Annotated in this window: 21 protein-coding genes and 1 other annotated feature (1 of these 22 running past the window's edge); of the genes, 9 read left to right on the top strand and 12 right to left on the bottom strand. The window is 40.0% G+C overall.

Annotation, left to right across the window (positions count from 1 at the left end):
- Position 1: 1 nt before the first annotated feature.
- The 9 genes from ACVWXS_RS07715 to ACVWXS_RS07675 are packed head-to-tail and all read right to left on the bottom strand — an operon-like array spanning position 2 to position 5,893.
- Positions 2 to 358, bottom strand: coding sequence for a hypothetical protein (locus ACVWXS_RS07715; RefSeq protein ID WP_456957362.1), 357 nt, complete (start codon positions 356 to 358; stop codon positions 2 to 4).
- Entirely contained in the window at positions 252 to 566 is a 315-nt protein-coding gene (locus ACVWXS_RS07710; protein WP_456957360.1) for a hypothetical protein, read from the bottom strand. Before ACVWXS_RS07710 ends, ACVWXS_RS07715 begins: the two co-directional genes overlap by 107 nt.
- A complete protein-coding gene (locus tag ACVWXS_RS07705; protein ID WP_456957358.1) occupies positions 542 to 895 on the bottom strand; it encodes a hypothetical protein in 354 nt (117 codons plus the stop codon). Before ACVWXS_RS07705 ends, ACVWXS_RS07710 begins: the two co-directional genes overlap by 25 nt.
- Positions 892 to 1,329 (bottom strand): hypothetical protein, encoded by a 438-nt coding sequence (locus ACVWXS_RS07700; RefSeq protein WP_456957356.1) that lies wholly within the window; start codon positions 1,327 to 1,329, stop codon positions 892 to 894. The genes ACVWXS_RS07705 and ACVWXS_RS07700 overlap by 4 nt, the downstream gene beginning before the upstream one ends.
- A 19-nt stretch (positions 1,330 to 1,348) precedes the next feature.
- Positions 1,349 to 2,545 (bottom strand): CaiB/BaiF CoA transferase family protein, encoded by a 1,197-nt coding sequence (locus tag ACVWXS_RS07695; protein ID WP_456957354.1) that lies wholly within the window; start codon positions 2,543 to 2,545, stop codon positions 1,349 to 1,351.
- On the bottom strand, positions 2,542 to 3,702 hold the full coding sequence (locus ACVWXS_RS07690) for an alpha-hydroxy acid oxidase (RefSeq protein WP_456957352.1): 1,161 nt from the start codon (positions 3,700 to 3,702) through the stop codon (positions 2,542 to 2,544). Before ACVWXS_RS07690 ends, ACVWXS_RS07695 begins: the two co-directional genes overlap by 4 nt.
- A gap of 14 nt (positions 3,703 to 3,716) precedes the next feature.
- Entirely contained in the window at positions 3,717 to 4,496 is a 780-nt protein-coding gene (locus ACVWXS_RS07685; RefSeq protein WP_456957350.1) for an enoyl-CoA hydratase/isomerase family protein, read from the bottom strand.
- A 13-nt stretch (positions 4,497 to 4,509) separates the two neighbouring features.
- Positions 4,510 to 5,181, bottom strand: coding sequence for a methionine ABC transporter permease (locus ACVWXS_RS07680; protein ID WP_456957348.1), 672 nt, complete (start codon positions 5,179 to 5,181; stop codon positions 4,510 to 4,512).
- A complete protein-coding gene (locus ACVWXS_RS07675; RefSeq protein ID WP_456957433.1) occupies positions 5,174 to 5,893 on the bottom strand; it encodes a methionine ABC transporter ATP-binding protein in 720 nt (239 codons plus the stop codon). Before ACVWXS_RS07675 ends, ACVWXS_RS07680 begins: the two co-directional genes overlap by 8 nt.
- Before the next feature lie 52 nt (positions 5,894 to 5,945).
- Between ACVWXS_RS07675 and ACVWXS_RS07670 the strand changes: the two genes are divergently transcribed.
- Positions 5,946 to 6,116 carry a hypothetical protein gene (locus ACVWXS_RS07670; RefSeq protein WP_456957346.1) on the top strand — a complete coding sequence of 57 codons (171 nt, stop codon included), beginning with the start codon at positions 5,946 to 5,948 and terminating at the stop codon, positions 6,114 to 6,116.
- Positions 6,117 to 6,185: 69 nt separating this feature from the next.
- Here ACVWXS_RS07670 and ACVWXS_RS07665 read toward each other — a convergent pair whose 3' ends face one another.
- On the bottom strand, positions 6,186 to 7,355 hold the full coding sequence (locus ACVWXS_RS07665) for an aminotransferase class I/II-fold pyridoxal phosphate-dependent enzyme (protein ID WP_456957344.1): 1,170 nt from the start codon (positions 7,353 to 7,355) through the stop codon (positions 6,186 to 6,188).
- 130 nt (positions 7,356 to 7,485) lie between these two features.
- Here ACVWXS_RS07665 and ACVWXS_RS07660 point away from each other — a divergent pair, with 130 nt between their 5' ends.
- The 3 genes from ACVWXS_RS07660 (at position 7,486) to ACVWXS_RS07650 (ending at position 9,308) form a co-directional block, all read left to right on the top strand.
- The gene (locus tag ACVWXS_RS07660) at positions 7,486 to 8,280 is read left to right on the top strand and encodes a PhzF family phenazine biosynthesis protein (RefSeq protein WP_456957342.1); all 795 of its coding nucleotides are present in this window, start codon (positions 7,486 to 7,488) and stop codon (positions 8,278 to 8,280) included.
- A gap of 82 nt (positions 8,281 to 8,362) precedes the next feature.
- On the top strand, positions 8,363 to 9,157 hold the full coding sequence (locus ACVWXS_RS07655) for a carbon-nitrogen family hydrolase (protein ID WP_368636086.1): 795 nt from the start codon (positions 8,363 to 8,365) through the stop codon (positions 9,155 to 9,157).
- Entirely contained in the window at positions 9,144 to 9,308 is a 165-nt protein-coding gene (locus tag ACVWXS_RS07650; RefSeq protein ID WP_456957340.1) for a hypothetical protein, read from the top strand. The genes ACVWXS_RS07655 and ACVWXS_RS07650 overlap by 14 nt, the downstream gene beginning before the upstream one ends.
- Here the strand turns inward: ACVWXS_RS07650 and ACVWXS_RS07645 are convergent.
- A complete protein-coding gene (locus ACVWXS_RS07645; RefSeq protein ID WP_456957338.1) occupies positions 9,305 to 10,867 on the bottom strand; it encodes a PucR family transcriptional regulator in 1,563 nt (520 codons plus the stop codon). The genes ACVWXS_RS07650 and ACVWXS_RS07645 overlap by 4 nt on opposite strands.
- A gap of 337 nt (positions 10,868 to 11,204) precedes the next feature.
- Between ACVWXS_RS07645 and ACVWXS_RS07640 the strand changes: the two genes are divergently transcribed.
- The 5 genes from ACVWXS_RS07640 (at position 11,205) to ACVWXS_RS07620 (ending at position 19,417) form a co-directional block, all read left to right on the top strand.
- Complete coding sequence (locus ACVWXS_RS07640) at positions 11,205 to 12,734, top strand: CoA-acylating methylmalonate-semialdehyde dehydrogenase (RefSeq protein WP_456957336.1); 1,530 nt, start codon at positions 11,205 to 11,207, stop codon at positions 12,732 to 12,734.
- Between the two features lie 25 nt (positions 12,735 to 12,759).
- Positions 12,760 to 14,118, top strand: coding sequence for an aminotransferase (locus ACVWXS_RS07635; RefSeq protein ID WP_456957334.1), 1,359 nt, complete (start codon positions 12,760 to 12,762; stop codon positions 14,116 to 14,118).
- A gap of 309 nt (positions 14,119 to 14,427) precedes the next feature.
- Positions 14,428 to 16,098 carry a methyl-accepting chemotaxis protein gene (locus ACVWXS_RS07630; protein WP_456957332.1) on the top strand — a complete coding sequence of 557 codons (1,671 nt, stop codon included), beginning with the start codon at positions 14,428 to 14,430 and terminating at the stop codon, positions 16,096 to 16,098.
- 376 nt (positions 16,099 to 16,474) lie between these two features.
- Positions 16,475 to 17,428, top strand: coding sequence for an L-threonine 3-dehydrogenase (locus ACVWXS_RS07625; protein ID WP_456957330.1), 954 nt, complete (start codon positions 16,475 to 16,477; stop codon positions 17,426 to 17,428).
- A gap of 363 nt (positions 17,429 to 17,791) precedes the next feature.
- A complete protein-coding gene (locus ACVWXS_RS07620; protein WP_456957328.1) occupies positions 17,792 to 19,417 on the top strand; it encodes a long-chain fatty acid--CoA ligase in 1,626 nt (541 codons plus the stop codon).
- Positions 19,418 to 19,471: 54 nt separating this feature from the next.
- Here the strand turns inward: ACVWXS_RS07620 and trpB are convergent, their stop codons facing one another.
- Entirely contained in the window at positions 19,472 to 20,635 is a 1,164-nt protein-coding gene (gene trpB / locus ACVWXS_RS07615; RefSeq protein ID WP_456957326.1) for a tryptophan synthase subunit beta, read from the bottom strand.
- Between the two features lie 60 nt (positions 20,636 to 20,695).
- Positions 20,696 to 20,890 (bottom strand) — a binding site (T-box leader) (it continues 6 nt past the right edge of the window).

The raw sequence follows: 20,890 nt of genomic DNA, 5'->3' as shown, positions 1-20,890 counted from the left end.
CTCAATCGAGGTAGCCCTTTTTTGAGGTTGAGATGGATTGAGTGGCTAAAGCGACGGATAGAAAATTTGAAGCGACGGAAAGAAGAGCTAAAGCGACGGATAGAAAGGTCGAAGAGATGGAAAGAAAGCAGAGCGACGGATAGGAAAGTTGAAGCGACGGAAAGAATCGCCAGAGCGACGGATAGAAAGGTCGAAGTGACGGAAAGAAAGCAGAGCGACGGATAGGAAAGTTGAAGCGACGGAAAGAAGAGTCAGAGCGACGGATAGAAAGGTCGAAGTGACGGAAAGAAAGCAGAGCGACGGATAGGAAAGTTGAAGCGACGGAAAGAATCGCCAGAGCGACGGATAGAAAGGTCAAAGCGACGGAAGGAAGAGGCGAAGTGACGGATAGAAAGGTCGAAGAGACGGAAAGAAAGCAGAGCGACGGATAGAAAGGTCGAAGTGACGGAAAGAAGAGCCAAAGCGACGGAAAGAAGAGCCAAAGCGACGGAAGGAAGAGTCGAAGTGACGGATAGAACCGTCAAAGTCGTGGATAGAACCATCAAAGTCGTGGATAGAGCAGCCAAAATCGTGGATAGCCCCGACAAAGCGACGGAAAGAAGAGCCGAAGTGACGGAAAGAATCGCCAGAGCGACGGATAGAAAGGTCGAAGTGACGGAAAGAAAGCAGAGCGACGGATAGGAAAGTTGAAGCGACGGAAAGAATCGCCAGAGCGACGGAAGGAAGAGGCGAAGTGACGGATAGAAAGGTCGAAGTGACGGAAAGAAAGCAGAGCGACGGATGGAAAGTTAAAGCGACGGATAGAAAGGTCGAAGTGACGGAAAGAAGAGTCGAAGTGACGGAAAGAAAGCAGAGCGACGGAAAGAATCGCCAGAGCGACGGATAGAAAGGTCAAAGCGACGGAAGGAAGAGTCGAAGTGACGGATAGAAAGGTCGAAGAGACGGAAAGAAAGCAGAGCGACGGAAGGAAGAGTCGAAGTGACGGATAGAAAGGTCGAAGTGACGGATAGGAAAGTTGAAGCGACGGATAGAATCGTCAGAGCGACGGATAGAAAGGTCGAAGTGACGGAAAGAAAGCAGAGCGACGGATAGGAAAGTTGAAGCGACGGAAAGAAGAGCCAAAGCGACGGAAGGAAGAGTCGAAGTGACGGATAGAATAGTCAAAGTCGTGGATAGAACCCTCAAAGTCGTGGATAGAACCCTCAAAATCGTGGATAGCCCCGACAGAACGAAGGAAAAAAAGCCAAAACGACGGAAGCCACCGCCAAAACGACGGAAGCTACCGCCGAAGCGACGAGTAGCCACCGTCAAAGCAACAAAAAATTTCATCCCAAAATAATTGGTAGCTTTACTTCGAGTGAATGGCTTTCGCTTCTTTTAGCTGTTTGATGCGTTCATCAGTCACATGTAATGATTTTAAAATTTCTTCATTATGTTGTCCTAATGTAGGAGCAACATTGGTTAGCTGACCTGGTGTCTGTGAAAACTTTGCAGGGAAGCCAAGTGTGCGCATTGGACCGGCAACTGGATGTTCATAGGCAAGTACCATACCACGCTCTAAAATGTGCGGATCATTCAATGTTTGATCGTACGAATAAATTGGACTAGAAGGTATACCATGTTCATCTAATAGTTGTAGCCAATGAGTCGCTTTATGCTGTATCAATTCGCTTTCGATTGCTGCTTCGAGTGCTTTCACATTTTGAGCACGTAAGTAGTTTGTTGCAAAGCGTGGATCATCTAACCAGTCTGGTCGAGTCACGACTTTCGTGGCAAAAATCTCCCACAGCTTTTGATTGCCAGCTCCAATTAAAATATAGTCGTCTTGTGTTTTAAAACCTTGATACGGAGCGGATACACGATGAGCAGTACCTGTACGATCAGGAAGCTCGCCCTTTCCAAAATAAGCGGCTGCCTCCCAAACAGTCCAAGCAAGCCCGGACTCGACAAGTGACACGTCGATGTATTGTCCCTTGCCACTACGAAGTTTATAAATATAAGCCATCAAAATAGACTGTAAAGCAGTTTGTGCGGCTGCAATATCGTTCACTGCAAAGCCAACCTTTACTGGTCTCCCATCAGCTTCGCCAGTCATATGCATTAAGCCACTAAGCCCTTGCGCCATAATATCGTAGCCGCCTTTTTGACTATATGGACCTGTTTGGCCATAACCGGAAATGGAGCAATAAATAAGCTCAGGATTAATTTCTTTTAATGTGTCATAATCAATGCCAAGTTTTTTTGTAACACCAGGTCGATAGTTTTCTACCAGAACATCCACAGATTGTATAAGCTCTTTGAATAATGCCAACCCTTCGGTAGTTTTTAAATTTAGACAAACCCCTTTTTTATTGCGATTAACCATCATATACATATGGCTTTCTTCATTGATGAAAGGGCCCATTGTGCGCGTATCGTCCCCGTTTGGGTATTTTTCGATTTTGATCACTTCAGCGCCCATATCCGCTAACACCATCGTGCAATAAGGGCCAGCAAGCACTTGCGATAAATCAACTACTTTTAAGCCTGCTAATGCTTGTTTCATTGATCATCGACTCCATCTTTTTTCACAATTGTGATATTACGTAGTCCCTTTACTGATGTTGCACCCGCTAAAGCGATAGAAACTTTAAATTCATCATATAAATTTGTCATTACTTTTTCGACTCCTTGCTGACCGTCTAGTGCAAGTCCGTAGACGAAAAGACGACCAATAGCAACAGCATCCGCGCCTAAAGCGAGTGCCTTGAGGGCATCCATGCCACGATAAACACCACTATCTAAAATAACAGGAATTCGGCCGTTTACTGTTTTCACTATTGCGGGGAGTGCATCAAGTGAGGCAATCACACCATCTAATTGACGACCACCGTGGTTTGACACAATAATGCCGTCAATGTTGTTTTCTATAGCTAGCTCTGCATCTCCAGGATGTAAAATGCCCTTCAATAAAATAGGGAGGTTGGAACGGCGCTTTAATTCGCGTACATTTTCCCAATTTAATGTTGGATGGAAAACATTTTGCAAAACGCCTTGTACATACGACTCGAATGAATTGTCTGGCAAGGAAGCTGTAAAAACAGGGTCATTCATATAGTTTCCTCGGGCATATCCAAGCTTTAACGGAGAAAATTGATTGCGAACATCTTCCTCACGCCAACCGAGCATAACAGTATCGACAGTTAAAACAATAGCCTCGAAACCAGCAGCCTCGGCTCGATCGGCCATACTATAGGCAATGTCCTCATTTGTGGACCAATATAATTGAAACCATTTTGTAGCTGCGGGTGCCGCTTGTGCGACACCTTCAAGTGCATAGCTTGAAACTGTACTTTGAATATACGGGATTTTTAATTGTTCAGCTGCACGTACAACTGCAAGCTCTCCCTCGTCATGCGCCATTCTATTCATGCCAACCGGAGCAAATAAGAACGGAGTAGGATGTGTTTTACCAAACAGCTTAATGGATGTATCAATATTTGAAACATCATGTAAAAAGCGTGGAATAATCGAGTGTTTTTCAAAAGCTGCACGATTATTATGTAATGTTTGTTCACCGCCAGCACCTGATCGTATGTAACCAAATGGGCCAGTTTCAATTTTTTCTGCCACAGCCTTTTCTAAATCTGTAAAGCAAATAGGGAAGGGGGCTTGAGCATTTATATTTTTTAAAAGTAAATCGCCATCTGTATTGTTTGTCATCGTTCCTACCTCGCTTACTTATTGAAAATAGGCGTTCTTTTATGTAAAAATGCTTGAATGCCTTCGTTATAATCATCAGAGCTAAATGAATCAAGAATGATTTGGGCTAGCTCGTCGCTTTCTTCGTTGTCGCCGTCAACAATTGCTTGAATAATTTTTTTGATGCCAGCATTGGCAACAGATGATTTACTTAATAAATGATTTGCGAACTGAAGTGTTTCTTTTTCAATATCTTCGGGCTCATGTAAAGCGGTAATCAAACCAATATTTTTTCCTTCTTCCGCTGTGAAAATATTTGCTGTATATAAAATTTCCTTTGCCTTCGCAACACCCACGATATTTATAAGACGTTTTGTACTTTCAAGATTGTAGACGATACCGATATTGGCAGCAGTAATGCCAAGCTTACTTTTCGGTGTTGCTAGTCGGAAATCACAAGCATTGGCTAGCTCTAAGCCACCGCCAATAGCTAATCCTTGAATCATAGCAATTGTAGGGTGTGGAAATTTATAAACGGCATCAATGGCTTTTAATGCTAAATCATTATAGGCTTTTGCATTGTCAGCAGCATAACGAATATCTAAAAACTCGGTAATATCAGCACCGGAAGAAAAGGCAACTTCATTTACGCCACGAACAATTAATACTTTAATAGAAGAATCCGTACGTAAATCTTCAAGATGATCTAAGATGGATTGAAACATATCTCTCGATAAAGAATTGCGTTTATCAGGGCGATTTAACACCAATGTAGCAATATAGCCATTTTTCTCTACATAAATTTCATTTGTCATCGTCATCCCCCTCCTAATCTTTTTTTAGTTTTGCGGCAAAGCGGTTGCCTATTGATTGAATACTCTGAACAAGGATGATTAAGATAAACACTGTCGCATACATCACATCGACCTCATAGCGTAGATGACCATAACGGTATGCCAGATCACCTAAACCACCGGCACCAACCATTCCTGCCATAGCTGTTGCACCAATAAGACCAATAGTGGCAATCGTTAAGCCTAAAATAATGGATGGGCGAGCTTCACGTAATAAGACGTTCCAAATAATATGACGACGTTTAATACCCATTGCTGTATAAGCTTCCACAACACCTGGGTCTACTTCTAAAAGTGCTGTTTCCATAAGTCGAGCAATATAAGGCGCTGTATAAACAACAAGTGGCACAATAACACCCTTTACACCAATAGTTGTGCCAACGATTAGCTTCGTGAACGGTAAAATGAAAAATAGTAGAATAATGAACGGTACAGATCGAATAATGTTAATAATTAAATTGAAAAATTGGTATAGAAATTTATTTTCAAACGATTGCCCCGGGCGAGTTAAAACGATTAAAAGCCCTAACGGAATCCCAATTATAATAGAGAAGAATAAAGATATTCCGACCATTTGGAATGTTTCGATAATAGATTTGCCAATAACGTCTGACCAATCTGTAAAGAAGCTTTGAATGCTATTCATTTAATTCGCCTCCTAATTCCTCAACGCTTACTCCGTTTTCTGTAAAATACTTAAGTGCTTTTTCAACGATATGAACCTCACCGTGTAAATGCACAACAATATTTCCGACAATGCCGTTTTTTAATTCGATAATATTAGCTGTTAAAATATTTGGTTGTACATCATAAACTTTGCTCACTTCTGCAAGTAATGGTTTCCCTGTACTTTCACCAAGGAATGTTAGACGAATAACACTTCCGGAAACATTTAATTGCTCGATAAGGGAAGGAGATAAATTACGTTGGGAAATGGTATTTAAAAATTTTCGTGTCGTTGGATGCTGAGGTTTCGAAAATAGCTCTATAGCAGAGCCATATTCTACAACCTTCCCTGATTCAAGAACGGATACATCATCGCAAATTTTTTGAATAACATTCATTTCATGCGTAATGAGTAAAATAGTGATGCCAAGCTCACGATTAATTTTCAAGAGAAGTTCAAGAATGGCGTCAGTTGTTTCGGGATCGAGTGCGCTTGTTGCTTCATCACTGAGTAAAATCTCAGGCTCTTGGGCAAGGGCACGTGCAATAGCGACACGCTGCTTTTGACCACCTGAAAGCTGACTAGGATAGCTATCCAATTTCTCTGTTAAGCCAACAATTTCTGCATATTTGACAACGCGGTTTTTTACTTCTGTTGCGTTATAGCCAAGAAGCTTTAACGGTACCGCAATATTGTTGTAAACAGTTGCTGTTTTTAAGAGATTAAGTGATCAGTGGGGAACTGTGTCAGGTGGGCATTTTATTAAAAGCGGGAATATTGTTATTACTGCTGATGTCGTACTAGCAGAAGTACAAGGGATTCAGCATAACCGGAAGTTTGATGAAGAAACAGGGCATGTTCAATTTTATCCGCTAGAAGTAGGGTTTGAACAGCCGAGAAAGATAGAGATATAAAGCGAAAACTGTCCCGAAGCGAGTGTTAGCTGTTAGGACAGTTTTTTCGTTAGTACATAAAGGAAACGCTCATACATTAAATAAGTTTAATTTTTCAATTCTATCGATCGCTTCACGTAGGCGGTCTTCGCTAACAAGTAAACCAACCCGCACATAGCCTTCACCATATTGGCCGAAGCCGTTGCCTGCAGCTACTGCAATATCGGCTTTGTCGAGCAGTAAATCGGCAAATTCTTCACTCGTAAAACCTAATGGGACAGGTAGCCATGCAAAGAAAGAGCCTTTAGGTGCTGTTACTTGCCAACCAATTCGCTGAGCTTCTTCGATCAGGACGTTTCGTCGACGCTCATAAGTCGCTCTTAGCTTATCAGCGCAACTTTGGGAAGCAGTAAGTGCAACTGCCGCTGCTTGTTGCACTGCAGGGAATTGACTACAAAATAGATGATCTTGAATAAGGTTAATGGCTGCAACAAGATCAGGGTTACCAACGGCAAAACCAATGCGCCAGCCTGCCATATTATACGTTTTGGATAATGTATACATTTCAATGCCGACATCTTTTGCACCGTCAGCTTGCAGGAAGCTGATAGGTTTATTGCCATCAAATCCAATTGCTCCGTAGGCAAAATCATGTGATACGATAATGTTGTGCTCTTTTGCGAAGCGTACTGTTTCCTCGAAAAATTCAATTGTTGCAGTACCACCAGTTGGGTTATTCGGATAATTTAAGTAAAGAAGCTTCGCCTTTTCTTTTACTTCATTGGATAAAGTATGATAATCAGGCAGAAAACTATTTTCTGCAAAAAGTGGCATCACTTCAAAATTAACATCACCTAATACAACACCCGATAAGTAATCTGGATAACCAGGATCAGGTAATAGCATTGTGTCGCCAGGGTTTAAAACGGCTAACGGTAATTCAACAAGACCAATTTTCGTACCACCGAGAATAGCTACTTCTGTCTCAGGATCAATGTCCACATTGTATTCACGTTTGTAGAAGTCAGCTGCTGCTTGACGTAATTCTGCGATACCACGAAATGGAGAGTATTTATGATTTTGAGGATTGTCAGCTGCCTCCTGTAGTGCTTGAATAATATGGGGAGGAGTAGGCTGATCTGGATTGCCTTGACCAAGATTGATAACATCGCGCCCTTCTGCTAGAGCAGCGTTTACTTTTTGCACAAGTGCTGCAAAAAATTGAGTTGGGAGTTGCTGTAGTTTTTTTGAGAATTCCATGCATGTTCACCTTTTTCAGAATATAATAATTATTAAAGATATGATGCACATATTATTACTTTTTTTAGTAATTGTCTAGAGCATTTTCAAAAACTATAAGCGACCCAATACGTATATGGGGGTAGGAAAAATGAACAAAGTCTCATATTTTATCGTCAATGCTTTTACTACAGAACTTTACAAGGGAAACCCCGCTGCAGTATGTTTACTTGATACGGCAATACCTGAGTCGACCATGCAGAAAATTGCTCAGGAAATCTCCGTACCAACAACAGCTTTTGTCCAAAAGAAGGATAATGATTTTTTTCTTAGATGGTTTACGCCAGCAAAGGAAATACCGATTTGTGGACATGGAACAATTGCTAGTGCTTTTTTACTTTGGAAACAAGGGATTGTACCCGTCAATTCTTCAATTACATTCCAAACTTTTAGTGGTCCTTTGCAAGCGATTTGGTTTAATGAGCTAGTTGAAATAACAATTCAAAAGTATCAGTTAGAAGAGATTGAATGTCCTTTGGAGCTTGAAGAATGGCTTGGTATGAAGCCAACATATGTAGGAAAAACAGAATTGGATTATATAGTGGAGCTAAGTCACGAAGAGTATATTGCAGATTTCAAAGCTAATTTTCATGCGATGAAACAGTTCCCTGTACGTGGTGTTTGTATTACGAGTATTTCTAAGGATGAAGGGATTGATATTGTTTCAAGATTTTTTTCTCCAGCACAAGGCATTGATGAAGATCATGTAAATGGTTCCACTCATGGTGCGCTAGGACCTTACTGGTGTGAAAAATTATCAAAAGAAAGCATCGTTAGCAAACAGCTTTCAAAACGCGGTGGATTATTATACGTTACGCCAAAAATAAAAGATGTGGCAATTGCGGGCTCGGCAGTTCGAGTATTAAGTGGTGAAATATTAATCTGAACATTGAGCTAAAACTATGGAAGTAAGGTTGTTTTATTGTAGTATAAAATACAGAAAAGTACAGTCTAGAGGAGGAATAACAATGAAAATAGGGTGTATCCAATTAAATGTAGGCTTCGGTAAAGTAGAAGAAAATTTTGCTCGCGCTGAGGACAAGATTCGTGAAGCGGCAAAACAAGGTGCAGAAATTATTGTACTACCAGAAATGTGGAATACAGGTTATGCACTTGAACGTTTACCGGAGCTTGCGGATGTTGATGGAGAGCGTTCGAAAGCATTTTTATCAGATCTAGCCAAAGAACTTGGTGTACATATTGTTGGTGGCTCTGTTTCGACGAAGAAGGGCGATAAATTTTACAATACAATGTATACGTTTGATAAGCACGGTGAACTAGTAGGTGAATATAGCAAGGCGCATCTTTTCCGTTTAATGGACGAGCATTTATATTTAGAAGCCGGGGATGAAATGAATCGCTTTGCACTGGGAGACATCGAGGCTGCGGGAGTGATTTGCTATGATATCCGCTTCCCTGAATGGCTACGCGCTCACGCTTTAGAGGGTGCAAAGGTATTGTTCGTCCCAGCGCAATGGCCGACACCACGTATTGATCATTGGAAAACATTGCTACAAGCACGTGCTATTGAAAATCAATGCTTCGTGATCGCGGTTAATCGTATTTCGAAAAAGGTAGAAAATTTCAATGGTCAATCCATGATTATTCAGCCGTGGGGCGAAGTACTTTGGGTTGGCGCGGAGGATGAAGAGGTCGCTGTCATTGATGTGGACTTTTCGATTGTTGATGAAGTACGAGGTAGAATTCCTGTTTACGACGACCGCAGACCTGGATTATATAGTGGGGTAGTTGCTGAAAATTAGCATGGTGGGCACGCTCAAGGAACAAAGTGATCTTGAGCGTGCCATCGCCGCTAAACCCGAGACCATCGCCGCTAAACCCGAGACCATCGCCGCTAAACCCGAGACCATCGCCGCTAAACCCGAGACCATCGCCGCTAAACCCGAGAACTAAGATTTTTCCTCGATTAAAGAGTTAGCGAGCAACATAAATTCAAGTGTAATCCGATTATGCCCCTTCATGAAATTTTCACCTAAGAGACTCTCAAGTTTGTGTAAACGATGATAGAGCGTTTGGCGTACGATGAACAATTGATTGGCTGTTTGCTGTTTGGAGCCATTCGTTTGTAAGTATACCTGCAGTGTTTCTAACAGCTTACTGTTATATTTTTTATCGTATTCAATAACAGGCTGCAAATAATCTTGTATGACTTCCTGTAAATTTACTTGCATCTGTAATTTATAGATTAAGTGATACAAATGTAAATCATCGTAAAAATAAGAAGTTGTTTGTACTTTACTGCAAATATACAATGTTTCGAGCGCAGTTTGATAGCTCTTCGGAATTTCTTTTACGTCTGCAATGACTTTGCCGATAGCTACTTGATAACCCTGCACCATTTGTTTTTTATAAAAGTCGGTTTTTTGGAGAGAAGAAACTAACGTATTTAATAATTCGCGACTCGCTTTACTATCCTTCGTATGGAGCAAAATAAAAATGACATAGCTTTTTCTCTCAAATAAAAATGGTATAAATCCATTTTGCTCAAAAAGGTTTCGATAGTAGAGCTTACTATAGACAATATCCTCTTGTACCTTAGAGACGGCATTAGGAGATGCTAAAATAAAGACAGCTCCGCTAGAAAAATGATAGTTAGAATGATGTGCTACGATAAATTTATAAATTTCCTCTTTCGATAGTTTTTGATCGATCCAATCCGCTAAAATAGTGGCATCTTCAATGTCCTTTTTCTCCTCAATATAAAATTCCCGCATTAATAGCTGTGCTAACGCAGTAGCTGTTCGGTCTAAAATAAGTAATTCGAATTCTGAGAATCGACCATCTTCCCTATAGAGAGATAAATCTGCATAATGCTGATCAAAAATAAAGATTGGTTCATGTTTTAATACTGATGCTGTTTTTTTTATCGTTAATAGTTGTTGGCGCTTATTGTGCGACATATTTGGAAAGAAGATAGGCTCTCGACCTTTAATAGAAAAGATGATTTGTGTCTTTAATTCATTATACATATTTTGTAAAATATCTTCCGCGGTTTGCCCTAATAGAGCATTTTTATTTAACGTTTGAGAGTAGGATTCTAAAGTGGAAATCATTAAATATTGTTGATTCATTATTTGACTATGTAAATCCTGTGTAATGCGGACAAAAGGAACCGTGTCATGAAAAACGATGATAGGGAAGCTGTGACGGTTGGCGAGAGCTACGATCACTTCCGGGATGGCTTGTATGGAAGTGCCATATTCAATACATAATGCAGCGCAATTTTTTTGGATTAAGGATTCTACAAAAAAGATAAAATCCTCTAGGCGATGTTGAAGACTGATCCCTGTTGTTAAGACCAATTCATCACCAGCTAGAAAATTATCTACTTGGATAATTTCGATGACATGGGCCCATTTTACAATCCGTAACAATCCATCCTCACCAGCTACGACCTCCGCACTTTGAAAATATGTATTTTCTAATACATCTTTCACTTGAAGCTTAAACATTTTTATCCTCCTTCCTTTTAACACAAATCCTTGCTTAGTTTTCTAATTAATGCGCGATTTCAGCTTGAATAAACAAAAATACTATGTTTTGTGAATATTGAATCTATTTTACACTATGTTTAAAACAAAAGTATAGAATTTTACAGTTTGTCTATTACTTCGAATCTATGGAACTTGTAAAATTTTTGTAAGCGATAATTTTAATAAAAGACGTAACAGAGCCGTGGAATCGATGACCAAAAAAAGAAAGTCGCCTGACCCGATAGATGAAGCAAGCTCTATTTTCCAAAAGGAAGAATTAGATTTTAAACAACAATAAATGAGGAGTGGGGAAATTATGACAGTTCAACAAAAAATAAAATCGCTATCACATTTTATCAATGGTATTGAAACAACTGGTACAAGTGGTCGTTATTCGGAAGTTTATAATCCAACAACAGGAGAGGTCATCGCACAAGTTCCGTTAGCAACAAGAGATGAGGTGAAGCAGGCGATCCAGCTAGCAAAGTCAGCCTTCCCTGCGTGGAAAAGGACATCGATTGGCAAACGAGTTGAGGTTTTACATCGTTTCCGTCAGCTATTAATAGAAAGACAGGATGAGCTAATTGAAGTGATTTGTGAGGAAAGTGGGAAAACGAAGGAAGATGCTAAAGGTGAAATTGTTCGTGGCATTGAATCCGTAGATATGGCAATAAGTGCCCCGCAAATGCTGAAGGGGGAATATTCCGTTAATGTAGGCGGCAATATTAATGCCTTCTCTGCAAAATCACCACTTGGGGTTGTTGCGACAATTGCGCCGTTTAATTTCCCTGTCATGGTCCCACTTGCAATTACAAGTATGGCTGTAGCGGTTGGCAATGCCGTCATTTTAAAGCCGTCTGAGCGCGTGCCAATTTCGGCATTATACTTAAGTAGATTATGGAAAGAGGCAGGGCTGCCAGATGGAATTTGGACAGTCATAAATGGCGATAAAGATGCGGTAAATGAACTGCTAGAAAATAAAGAGATACAAGCAATTTCATTTGTTGGATCAACACCTGTTGCAGAGTATATTTATCAAACAGGAACGAAGCATAATAAACGTGTCGCTGCATTTGGTGGAGGGAAAAACTTTATGATTGTTATGCCGGATGCAAATCTGGAGCAAACAGCTAATGCCTTTTTAGGTGCAGCATTTGGAGCCGCGTCCCAGCGTTGTATGGCCATTTCTGGAGCGATTGTTGTTGGAGAAGATATTGAAAAACGCTTTACAGAGATATTAAAGGAGAAAGTTTTGAAATTAAAGGTTGGTCCATATACAGATGACGAAGTTGATTTTGGTCCAGTTATTACGCAACAATCAAAAGATACCATTGTTCGATATATAGACGAAGCTATTACAGAAGGTGCAAATCTTGTCACGGACGGGCGGAATCCAAAAATAGGTGAAACATCTAAAGGCTTTTATCTTGGACCAACATTGTTAAACAATGTAACACCAAATATGACTATTTTTAAAGAAGAGGTTTTTGGCCCTGCGCGTATTATTGTGGGCGTTGAAACTTTACAAGAAGCGATTGATTTAATTAATGATCACGAACTCGGGAATGGTGTCACGATGTTTACGAGTAGTGGTTCGGCGGCGCGTAAATTCCAAGAAGAAATTGAAGTAGGTATGGTAGGCGTGAATGTTCCGATTCCAATTCCAGTTGGCTATCACAACTTTGGTGGATGGAAGCGATCGAAGTTTGGTGAAGGGCATATGTTTGGACCTGACCAAGCTCGATTCTTTACGCAAGCGAAAACGATTTCTGAAAGATGGCCAGATGAAACAGAGGATACGACAAGTTCATTCGCGTTCCCGAGTAATAACGATGTGAATAAGTGAACATAACAAGAAGGGGTGTATCAATATGGTTCAAGTAAATCTTAAAAGTGATGTTTTAAAGAAAGATGAACAATATGTATGGCATTCAATGAAACCTTACAATCCACAAGCAACATATGTGGTAGAAAAATCAAATGGCGCGAGAATTGTTGATACAGAGGGAGTAGAATACATCGATGCAATGGCAGGATTGTGGTGTGTAAACGTAGGCTACGGACGCAAGGAATTAGCAGATGTTGCACATGTGCAGATGCTGAAAAATGCATATGCTCCATTATCGCAAGGACATTTACCAGCTGTTGAACTGGCTGAAAAGATTAATGAAATGCTTGGGGGAGATTATGTTATTTTCTTCTCTAATAGTGGGTCAGAGGCTAATGAAACAGCGTTTAAAATTGCGCGCCAATATCATCAACAAAAAGGAGAGAGCTCGCGTTATAAAATTGTTTCCCGCTACCGTGCATATCATGGCAATTCCTTTGGTGCTTTAGCTGCTACAGGGCAAGCGGAACGAAAGTATAAGTATGAGCCATTATCTCCTGGCTTTATCCATGTAGCACCACCTGATCAATATCGAGAACATGAAAGTGACGCACTTGCTCCAATGGATTTGGCAAGCGTAAAAGCTGTAGATAAGACGATGACATGGGAGCTAAGTGAAACAATAGCCGCTATGATTTTAGAGCCAATTATTACAGGTGGGGGCGTCATCATGCCTCCGGAAAATTATTTAAAGGGCATTGAGGAAGTGTGTAAAAAGCATGGGGCTTTAATGATTGTAGATGAAGTAATTTGTGGCTTTGGTCGAACAGGTAAGCCATTTGGATTTATGAACTACGGTGTAAAGCCGGATATTATTACAATGGCAAAAGGAATTACAAGTGCTTATTTACCATTATCGGCTACAGCAGTGAAACGTGAAATTTATGAAGCATTCACTGGCTCTGATGCATACGGTTATTTCCGACATGTCAATACATTTGGTGGGTCACCTGTGGCATGTGCGGTCGCATTAAAAAATATTGAAATTCTTAATCAAGAAGCATTATTTGAAAGATCTAGTAAGGTTGGAGCTGCTACGCTTGAAACACTTCAACAAGCATTGAGCACGCACCCGAATGTAGGGGATGTTCGGGGAAAAGGTTTATTAATTGGCATAGAATTAGTTGTTGATAAAGCGTCGAAGGAGCCTTTACCGGTAGATAAAGTAAATGCTGTTATTGCGAGATGTAAGGAGCAAGGTGTCATCATAGGTAAAAATGGTGCAACTGTTGCAGGCTTTAATAACGTATTAACATTATCTCCACCACTTACGATTGCACAAGAGGATCTTGATACAATCATAGAGGTTGTAATTGATAGTATTCATAAATTGAAAATGTAATCAGTGAGGGGGTACTTCTTCTGATTACATGTCGTTGAAAAACTATCGGTATGACTGTTTGGCAAAATGAGGGGTTTTCCCGTTCTGACTTAGCACTTTCTGGGGAGTCCGATAATCCTTAGTGATGATTATCGTGTCCCCCGTGGAAAGTGTGTGTGCCTTAATGGAATGTACCATTTGCGGATGATAAGTTTACATTGAAATAATAGCTATTTACAACTCTTCGTACAATTTTTACAAAAACATAACACTGGCTTTATATCTTCATACTATGATTATTGGTAAGAGTTGGAGAAGGAGCCAAGGATAATGCGTTTTTTTCGATACATAATGGTGAAAGACAAGCTACTAGTACTAATGATTGTTTGTGTACTATCGAATGTATTGCTAGGTGTTTTTAGTGTTGATTATTTACGGAAAATGTCATGGCATGCAAGTGAAAGCTATTCAGAGGGGCTTGTACCGATTGGATGGTTAAATGAACTAGAGGAATCACAACGACAATTAGATTATTTAGTAGATTCAGCTGGGACTTATCAAGAAATGACAGCCATTTTTAAAAATGTTGAGCAGCCTTTAGGTTATTTAGAAAATCTAGAAGTTGATAAAAAGATGGATCACCAGGTGAAGAAATACAAGTCCCTACTAGCACAGCAGATAGAACTGGTTGATAGCTATAAACAATTAGATCAAAATGAACAACAACAGTTTTATGTTCAGTCATATTTACCCGTAAGCCAGCAAAGTCATACATTATTAGAAGAAACTCAAAGCTATTTGGTCCAAAGGTCTAAGGAACAGCAACAGGCATATCAGGACGATGTGCAATTCGGTTATTGGCTATTGGGTGGAGTGTGTTTATTTGTTGTTCTGTTAGTGATTTTTATAGGGTTAATAGCAACGAAAGCTGTAAATATACCAACACGTCAATTGAAGTCACTATTAAAGCGTGCAGAGCAGGGGGATTTCACAGCGAATGCCAGCTATGTGGCACAGGATGAGCTCGGCGAGGTAATATTGTCATACAATCAAATGGCAACAGAGGTGAAAAGACTACTTCATACAGTAACAAATAGTGCATATGAGGTAGAAGAAATGTCTGGAAAGCTGCAGGAATCCTCAGAGCAGTCGTCTAATACGACAGTCAAAATTGCAAAGGATGTGCAGTCCATTTCAGATTCAACAGCTGCTTCTACAACAAAATTAGCTTCCAATACAGCTTCTCTAGAGGAGGTGCTGAATGGTGTCCAAGTAATTTTAGAAAAAGTACAGGTTGTTGAAAATTTTGCTCATAAAACTGCACGTGATGCAGAAAGTGGTACGGAAATTGTCCAAGCAAATTTAACACAAATACAGGCGATTAAGCGTGCAGTTGAAAAATCGAATACAGCCATTTTTAATCTTGTAGAAAGGGCCTCTACGATCGATCAAATGGTCGAGGTAATTGAAAAAATTACTGCACAAACAAACCTCCTAGCCTTAAATGCATCCATTGAGGCTGCTAGAGCAGGGGAGCATGGTAAGGGATTTGCGGTTGTGGCCGATGAAGTACGTAAGCTTGCGGAGCAGACAGTTCAGTCAACACAAACGATTACGTCCATAGTACAAAACATTCATTTAGATTCAAACTATGCTGTGCAAATGATGGAGGGTGTGTTAGCCGCAACTGAAAAGGGTGTACATGTAACCGGGGATACGGCAACAAGCTTTGATCAAATTTTAGAAAAAGTACATACAATTAAGCCGTATATAATGGAAGTATCTGCAACCGTGCAAGAGATTGCCAATCATACGAAAAAGGTTAATGAGGATGCGGTCATGTTAACGTCATTTTCAGATACAAATGCATCATCAACTAAACATGTAGCTACTTTAACAGCTGCTCAATTAACCGCACAACAGCAATTCCATGATTATATACAAGAGTTACGTAAGGTATCAAAAGTTTTACAAATAGCGGTAAAGCGTTTCTCAATTTAATAAGAATAATTGGACCTTTCTTTGTAAATGTATACAATAAAGGTTCTTTTTTTGGCTCCTCACCATAACGTATGGTTGATTTCCGTTCCGGTCATCAAGAAATTAATATTGTTGCTATGCGGAAAAATGGACAAATGTACATTCGGGGTGTACATATGTATTTTATTTGTTTTATCAGCACAATATTATATAGGGCTCATATACTGGTAGTAAAGGATTGTGCGTTAGGATTGTCGAAATGAAAAAGATAATGGTTGTATTTTTAATGTGAACACTTTATAATAAAAATCATCGAAAATGTTATTAAATCAATGTTTGTTTATATATTATTGTACTTTCCGAAAGTACAATTGTTCACAGGTGGAGGTTTGGAGAAATGGAAAAGATAATGGTTACAGGAGCACTTGGTCAAATAGGTTCTGAGCTTGTAGAAAAGCTTCGAGGTATTTATGGAGAGGACAATGTGTTAGCGACAGATGTTCGAAAGCTTGAAAATATTAAGGGTCCATTTGAATTATTGGACGTGACGGATGGACAAAGAATGCATGAGTTAGCGAAGGATTTTGGTGCTGATACAATGATGCATTTAGCGGCGTTACTATCAGCAACAGCAGAAAGAAATCCATTGCTAGCATGGAATTTAAATATGGGCGGTTTAATGAATGCGCTAGAGGTTTCGCGTGAGTTAAACTTGCAATTTTTTACACCGAGCTCAATAGGCGCGTTCGGTCCTTCGACACCGAAGGATAATACGCCTCAGGATACATTACAACGCCCAACAACAATGTATGGGGTAAATAAAGTAGCTGGCGAGCTATTATGTGATTATTATTTCAATCGTTTTGGTGTAGATACTCGTGGTGTACGTTTCCCAGGGTTAATATCATATGTAACGCCTCCTGGAGGTGGTACGACTGACTATGCAGTTGAGATTTTCTATGAGGCGATTGAGCAAGGTAAGTATACATCTTATATTCAAGAAGGCACGTACATGGACATGATGTACATGCCAGATGCATTGCAGGCTATTGTAGATTTAATGGAAGCGGATAGTAGCAAACTAATACATCGCAATGCCTTTAATATAACTGCAATGAGCTTTGAGCCATCTGAAATTGCGGCGGAGATTAAAAAGCATTTACCACATTTCCGTATGGATTATAATGTAGATCCAGTACGTCAGTCGATAGCAGATAGTTGGCCAAATTCTATAAATATAGAAGCGGCACAGAAAGAATGGGGCTTTAAAGCTCAGTATGATTTAGCAAAAATGACAGTTGATATGCTAGAAAAATTAAAAATCAAACTACACAAAAAGGCCATTTCATAAATATTCCTGATAAAAGGACGAAGAAAACAATTCAGTTTTCTTCGTCTTTTTTATTTTTACGGGCAATCACTAAAAATTGGGATGACATTTTTAAATGTATACCGTGTATATAAATTGATTGGAGTGGAGACTCGCTCCCCAGGAAAGTGCCCAGTCGGAACGGAAATCAATCACACGCATGCTAATAAGTTATTTTTAGAAAAAGTTAACAATAAAAAGAAAATTATTGGAATATATAGCGTAATTTATAATTTTCAAATATAATCATATTCAGAATATTAATAGTATTCAATTATATTTTTATTAGTATTTCACAAAGGTAATGGAGAGGCAGTTCACAAGACGAAGGGATGGATGGTTTTTATGATGCAGACGCCGTTAGTATTAACAAGCTTTTTTAACCGAGCAGAAAGTTATTTTGCTAGAAAGACTATTGTTTCACGAACGAGCCCACAGAAGATTCACCGTTTAACATATGGAGAGTGGGCGAAAAGGACACGTCGTTTAGCAGATGCGCTAACAAAGCTGGGGATGAAAAGGGGAACAAAGATTGGCTCCTTTGCCTGGAATCAGCATCGCCACTTAGAGGCCTATTTTGCGGTACCGTGTTCTGGTGCTATTTTGCATATGGTGAATATTCGTTTATCAGAAGAGCATTTAACTTATATTATTAATCATGCAGAAGATGAGATTTTAATAATTGATGTTGATTTGTTACCAATCATAGAAAACATTGCGCCTGAGCTTAAGACAGTGAAACATTTTATTATTATGACGGATGAGGATACTGTACCAGAAACGACATTACCGAATGCGTTATCATATGAGGATTTATTGGCAGCAGCAGATGAAAACTATCAATTCCCAGAGGATTTAGGGGAAGAGGAGCCCGCTGGAATGTGCTATACAAGTGCTACAACAGGAAATCCAAAGGGTGTTGTTTATTCACATCGAGGCTTAGTGTTACATAGTATGATGCTGAGTATGTCTGATTCAATGGGCATTTCCGAGCGTGATGTTGTGATGCCAATTGTACCGATGTTTCATGCAAATGCATGGGGTCTACCGTTTGCAAGTGTCAATGTAGGTGCGACACAGGTGCTTCCGGGTCCACAATTTACATCGGCAATAATTTTGGATTTAGTGGAGCAGGAGAAGATTACATTAACAGCTGGAGTGCCGACAATTTGGATTGGGGCGTTGCAGGAACAAGAGAAGCGTGAACGAGATATAAGTTCGCTACGTGCCATTTGTTGTGGTGGTTCTGCTTCACCAACCCGTCTTATTCGTACATTTGAAGAGCAATATGGCATTCCGTATATTGTTGTATATGGGATGACGGAAACAACGCCGATTGTAGCATTATCAAATTATATGTCTTGGATGGAAGACTGGCCAATTGAAAAGAAAATTGAATCGCGAGCTATGCAAGGAATGACGATGGCCGGTATTGAATCGAGTATTATTAATGACAATGGAGAAGTACCGTGGGATGGAGAGACGATGGGTGAATTACGTTTACGAGGTCCATGGATTTCACACGAGTACTATCGTGATGAACGAACGGCTGATGCCTATCGAGATGGCTGGTTATATACAGGGGACATTGCGGTGCGATCAGAGGATGGCTTTATTAAAATATCAGATCGTACAAAGGATTTAATTAAATCAGGAGGAGAGTGGATATCCTCAGTTGATTTAGAAAATGCGTTAATGACCCATGATGCTGTTTTGGAAGCAGCGGTTATTGCAATTCCGCATGTTAAATGGCAAGAACGTCCGCTAGCTTGCGTTGTATTGAAGGAAGGAAAGTCAGCAACCGACGAGGAGCTTCTTGCATTTTTAGAAAGTCAATTTGCAAAATGGTGGGTGCCGGATGATGTTGTATTTTTAGAGGAAATTCCAAAAACATCAGTTGGGAAATTCCTAAAAGCTAAGCTTCGAGATAATGTGGCAGAAATTTATCCGAAATTAAGTTCATTGGTATAGTCAAAAGAGCGATTTCCACAAAGGGAAGTCGCTCTTTCGTTTCATTACATTTCATTATCTGTTTAACATTTGGAATACTTGTTCTACGTCCTTGTCTCCGCGGCCAGAGATATTGATAATAATACTCTCATCAGGGGATAATGATGGAGCAAGCTTTAGTGCATGTGCAACTGCGTGAGAGCTTTCAAGTGCAGGGATAATTCCCTCGACTTTTGACAGCACTTGGAATGCTTCAAGCACTTCTTCATTTGTCACCGTTACATATTCTCCACGACCAATTGTTTTTAAATAGCTATGTTCCGGACCAGCTCCTGGATAATCTAGTCCAGCGGCAATCGAATAAGTTGGTAGGGGATTGCCTTCAGCATCTTGCAGTACTAAACATTTGAAACCATGTAATTCACCTGGTGTTCCTTCATTTAATGTTGCAGCCTTATCTGGTTCAATACCGATGAGGCGAACATTCTCATCTGCAATATATTCTGCAAACGCACCGATCGCATTACTACCGCCACCGACACAAGCAAGTACTGCTGTGGGTAGCTTTCCTTCTTTTTCTAAAATTTGTTCGCGACTTTCACGGCTAATGACTGATTGGAAATGTTTCACCATTGAAGGGAATGGGTGAGGTCCAACAGCAGAACCTAGTAAATAGAAAGTCGTTTTATAGTTTTCTACTAAATCAGCAAATGCTTCATCTACAGCATCCTTTAGTCGGCCTTGCCCTTTATCAACAGCTACTACCTTTGCGCCAAGAAGCTCCATACGGAACACATTCAATGCTTGACGCTTTGTATCTTCTAAGCCCATATAAATTGTGCAATCCATCCCGAACATTGCACAAGCAGTTGCAGTTGCTACACCATGCTGACCTGCACCTGTTTCGGCAATAACACGATTAGCACCCATGCGCTTTGCCAATAAAATCTGTCCAAGGACGTTATTAATTTTATGTGAACCTGTGTGGTTGAGATCTTCGCGTTTTAAATAAATTTTCGCGCCACCTAATTGTTTTGTTAAATTTTCAGCAAAATAAAGTGGGGATTTTCGCCCAACATATTCATGGAAATAATAATCTAGCTCTTTATTAAAATCTTCTTCATCTTTGAATTTTTGGAAGTGCTCATCTAGAATATTTAAAACATTTTGAAGCTCCTCGGGAACAAAGCTACCGCCAAATTCACCGAAATATCCTTTTTTCTCTACTACTGTACTCATCTGCTCTCGACTCCTCTAATCTGATTTTTTCCATAAAAAAAGTCACTCCAATCCTTCTATAAAAAGGACGAGTAACCGTGGTGCCACCTTCATTCGCAAAAATTGCGCGCTTTCGTACTCCGGTAACGGGGAGTAAATTCGACCTCACATTTAATGAGGCTGCTCCAAAGTCCATTCACAAGTATGTACTACTGATTTACACCAACCATCAGCTCTCTACAAGTACTACTACTTGCTACTAATCTTCTTCTAAGC

This window comes from Lysinibacillus sp. TE18511 (assembly GCF_054062295.1).
Note: the sequence above shows the minus strand (reverse complement) of the source record. Positions and strands in the feature narration are given on the sequence as shown.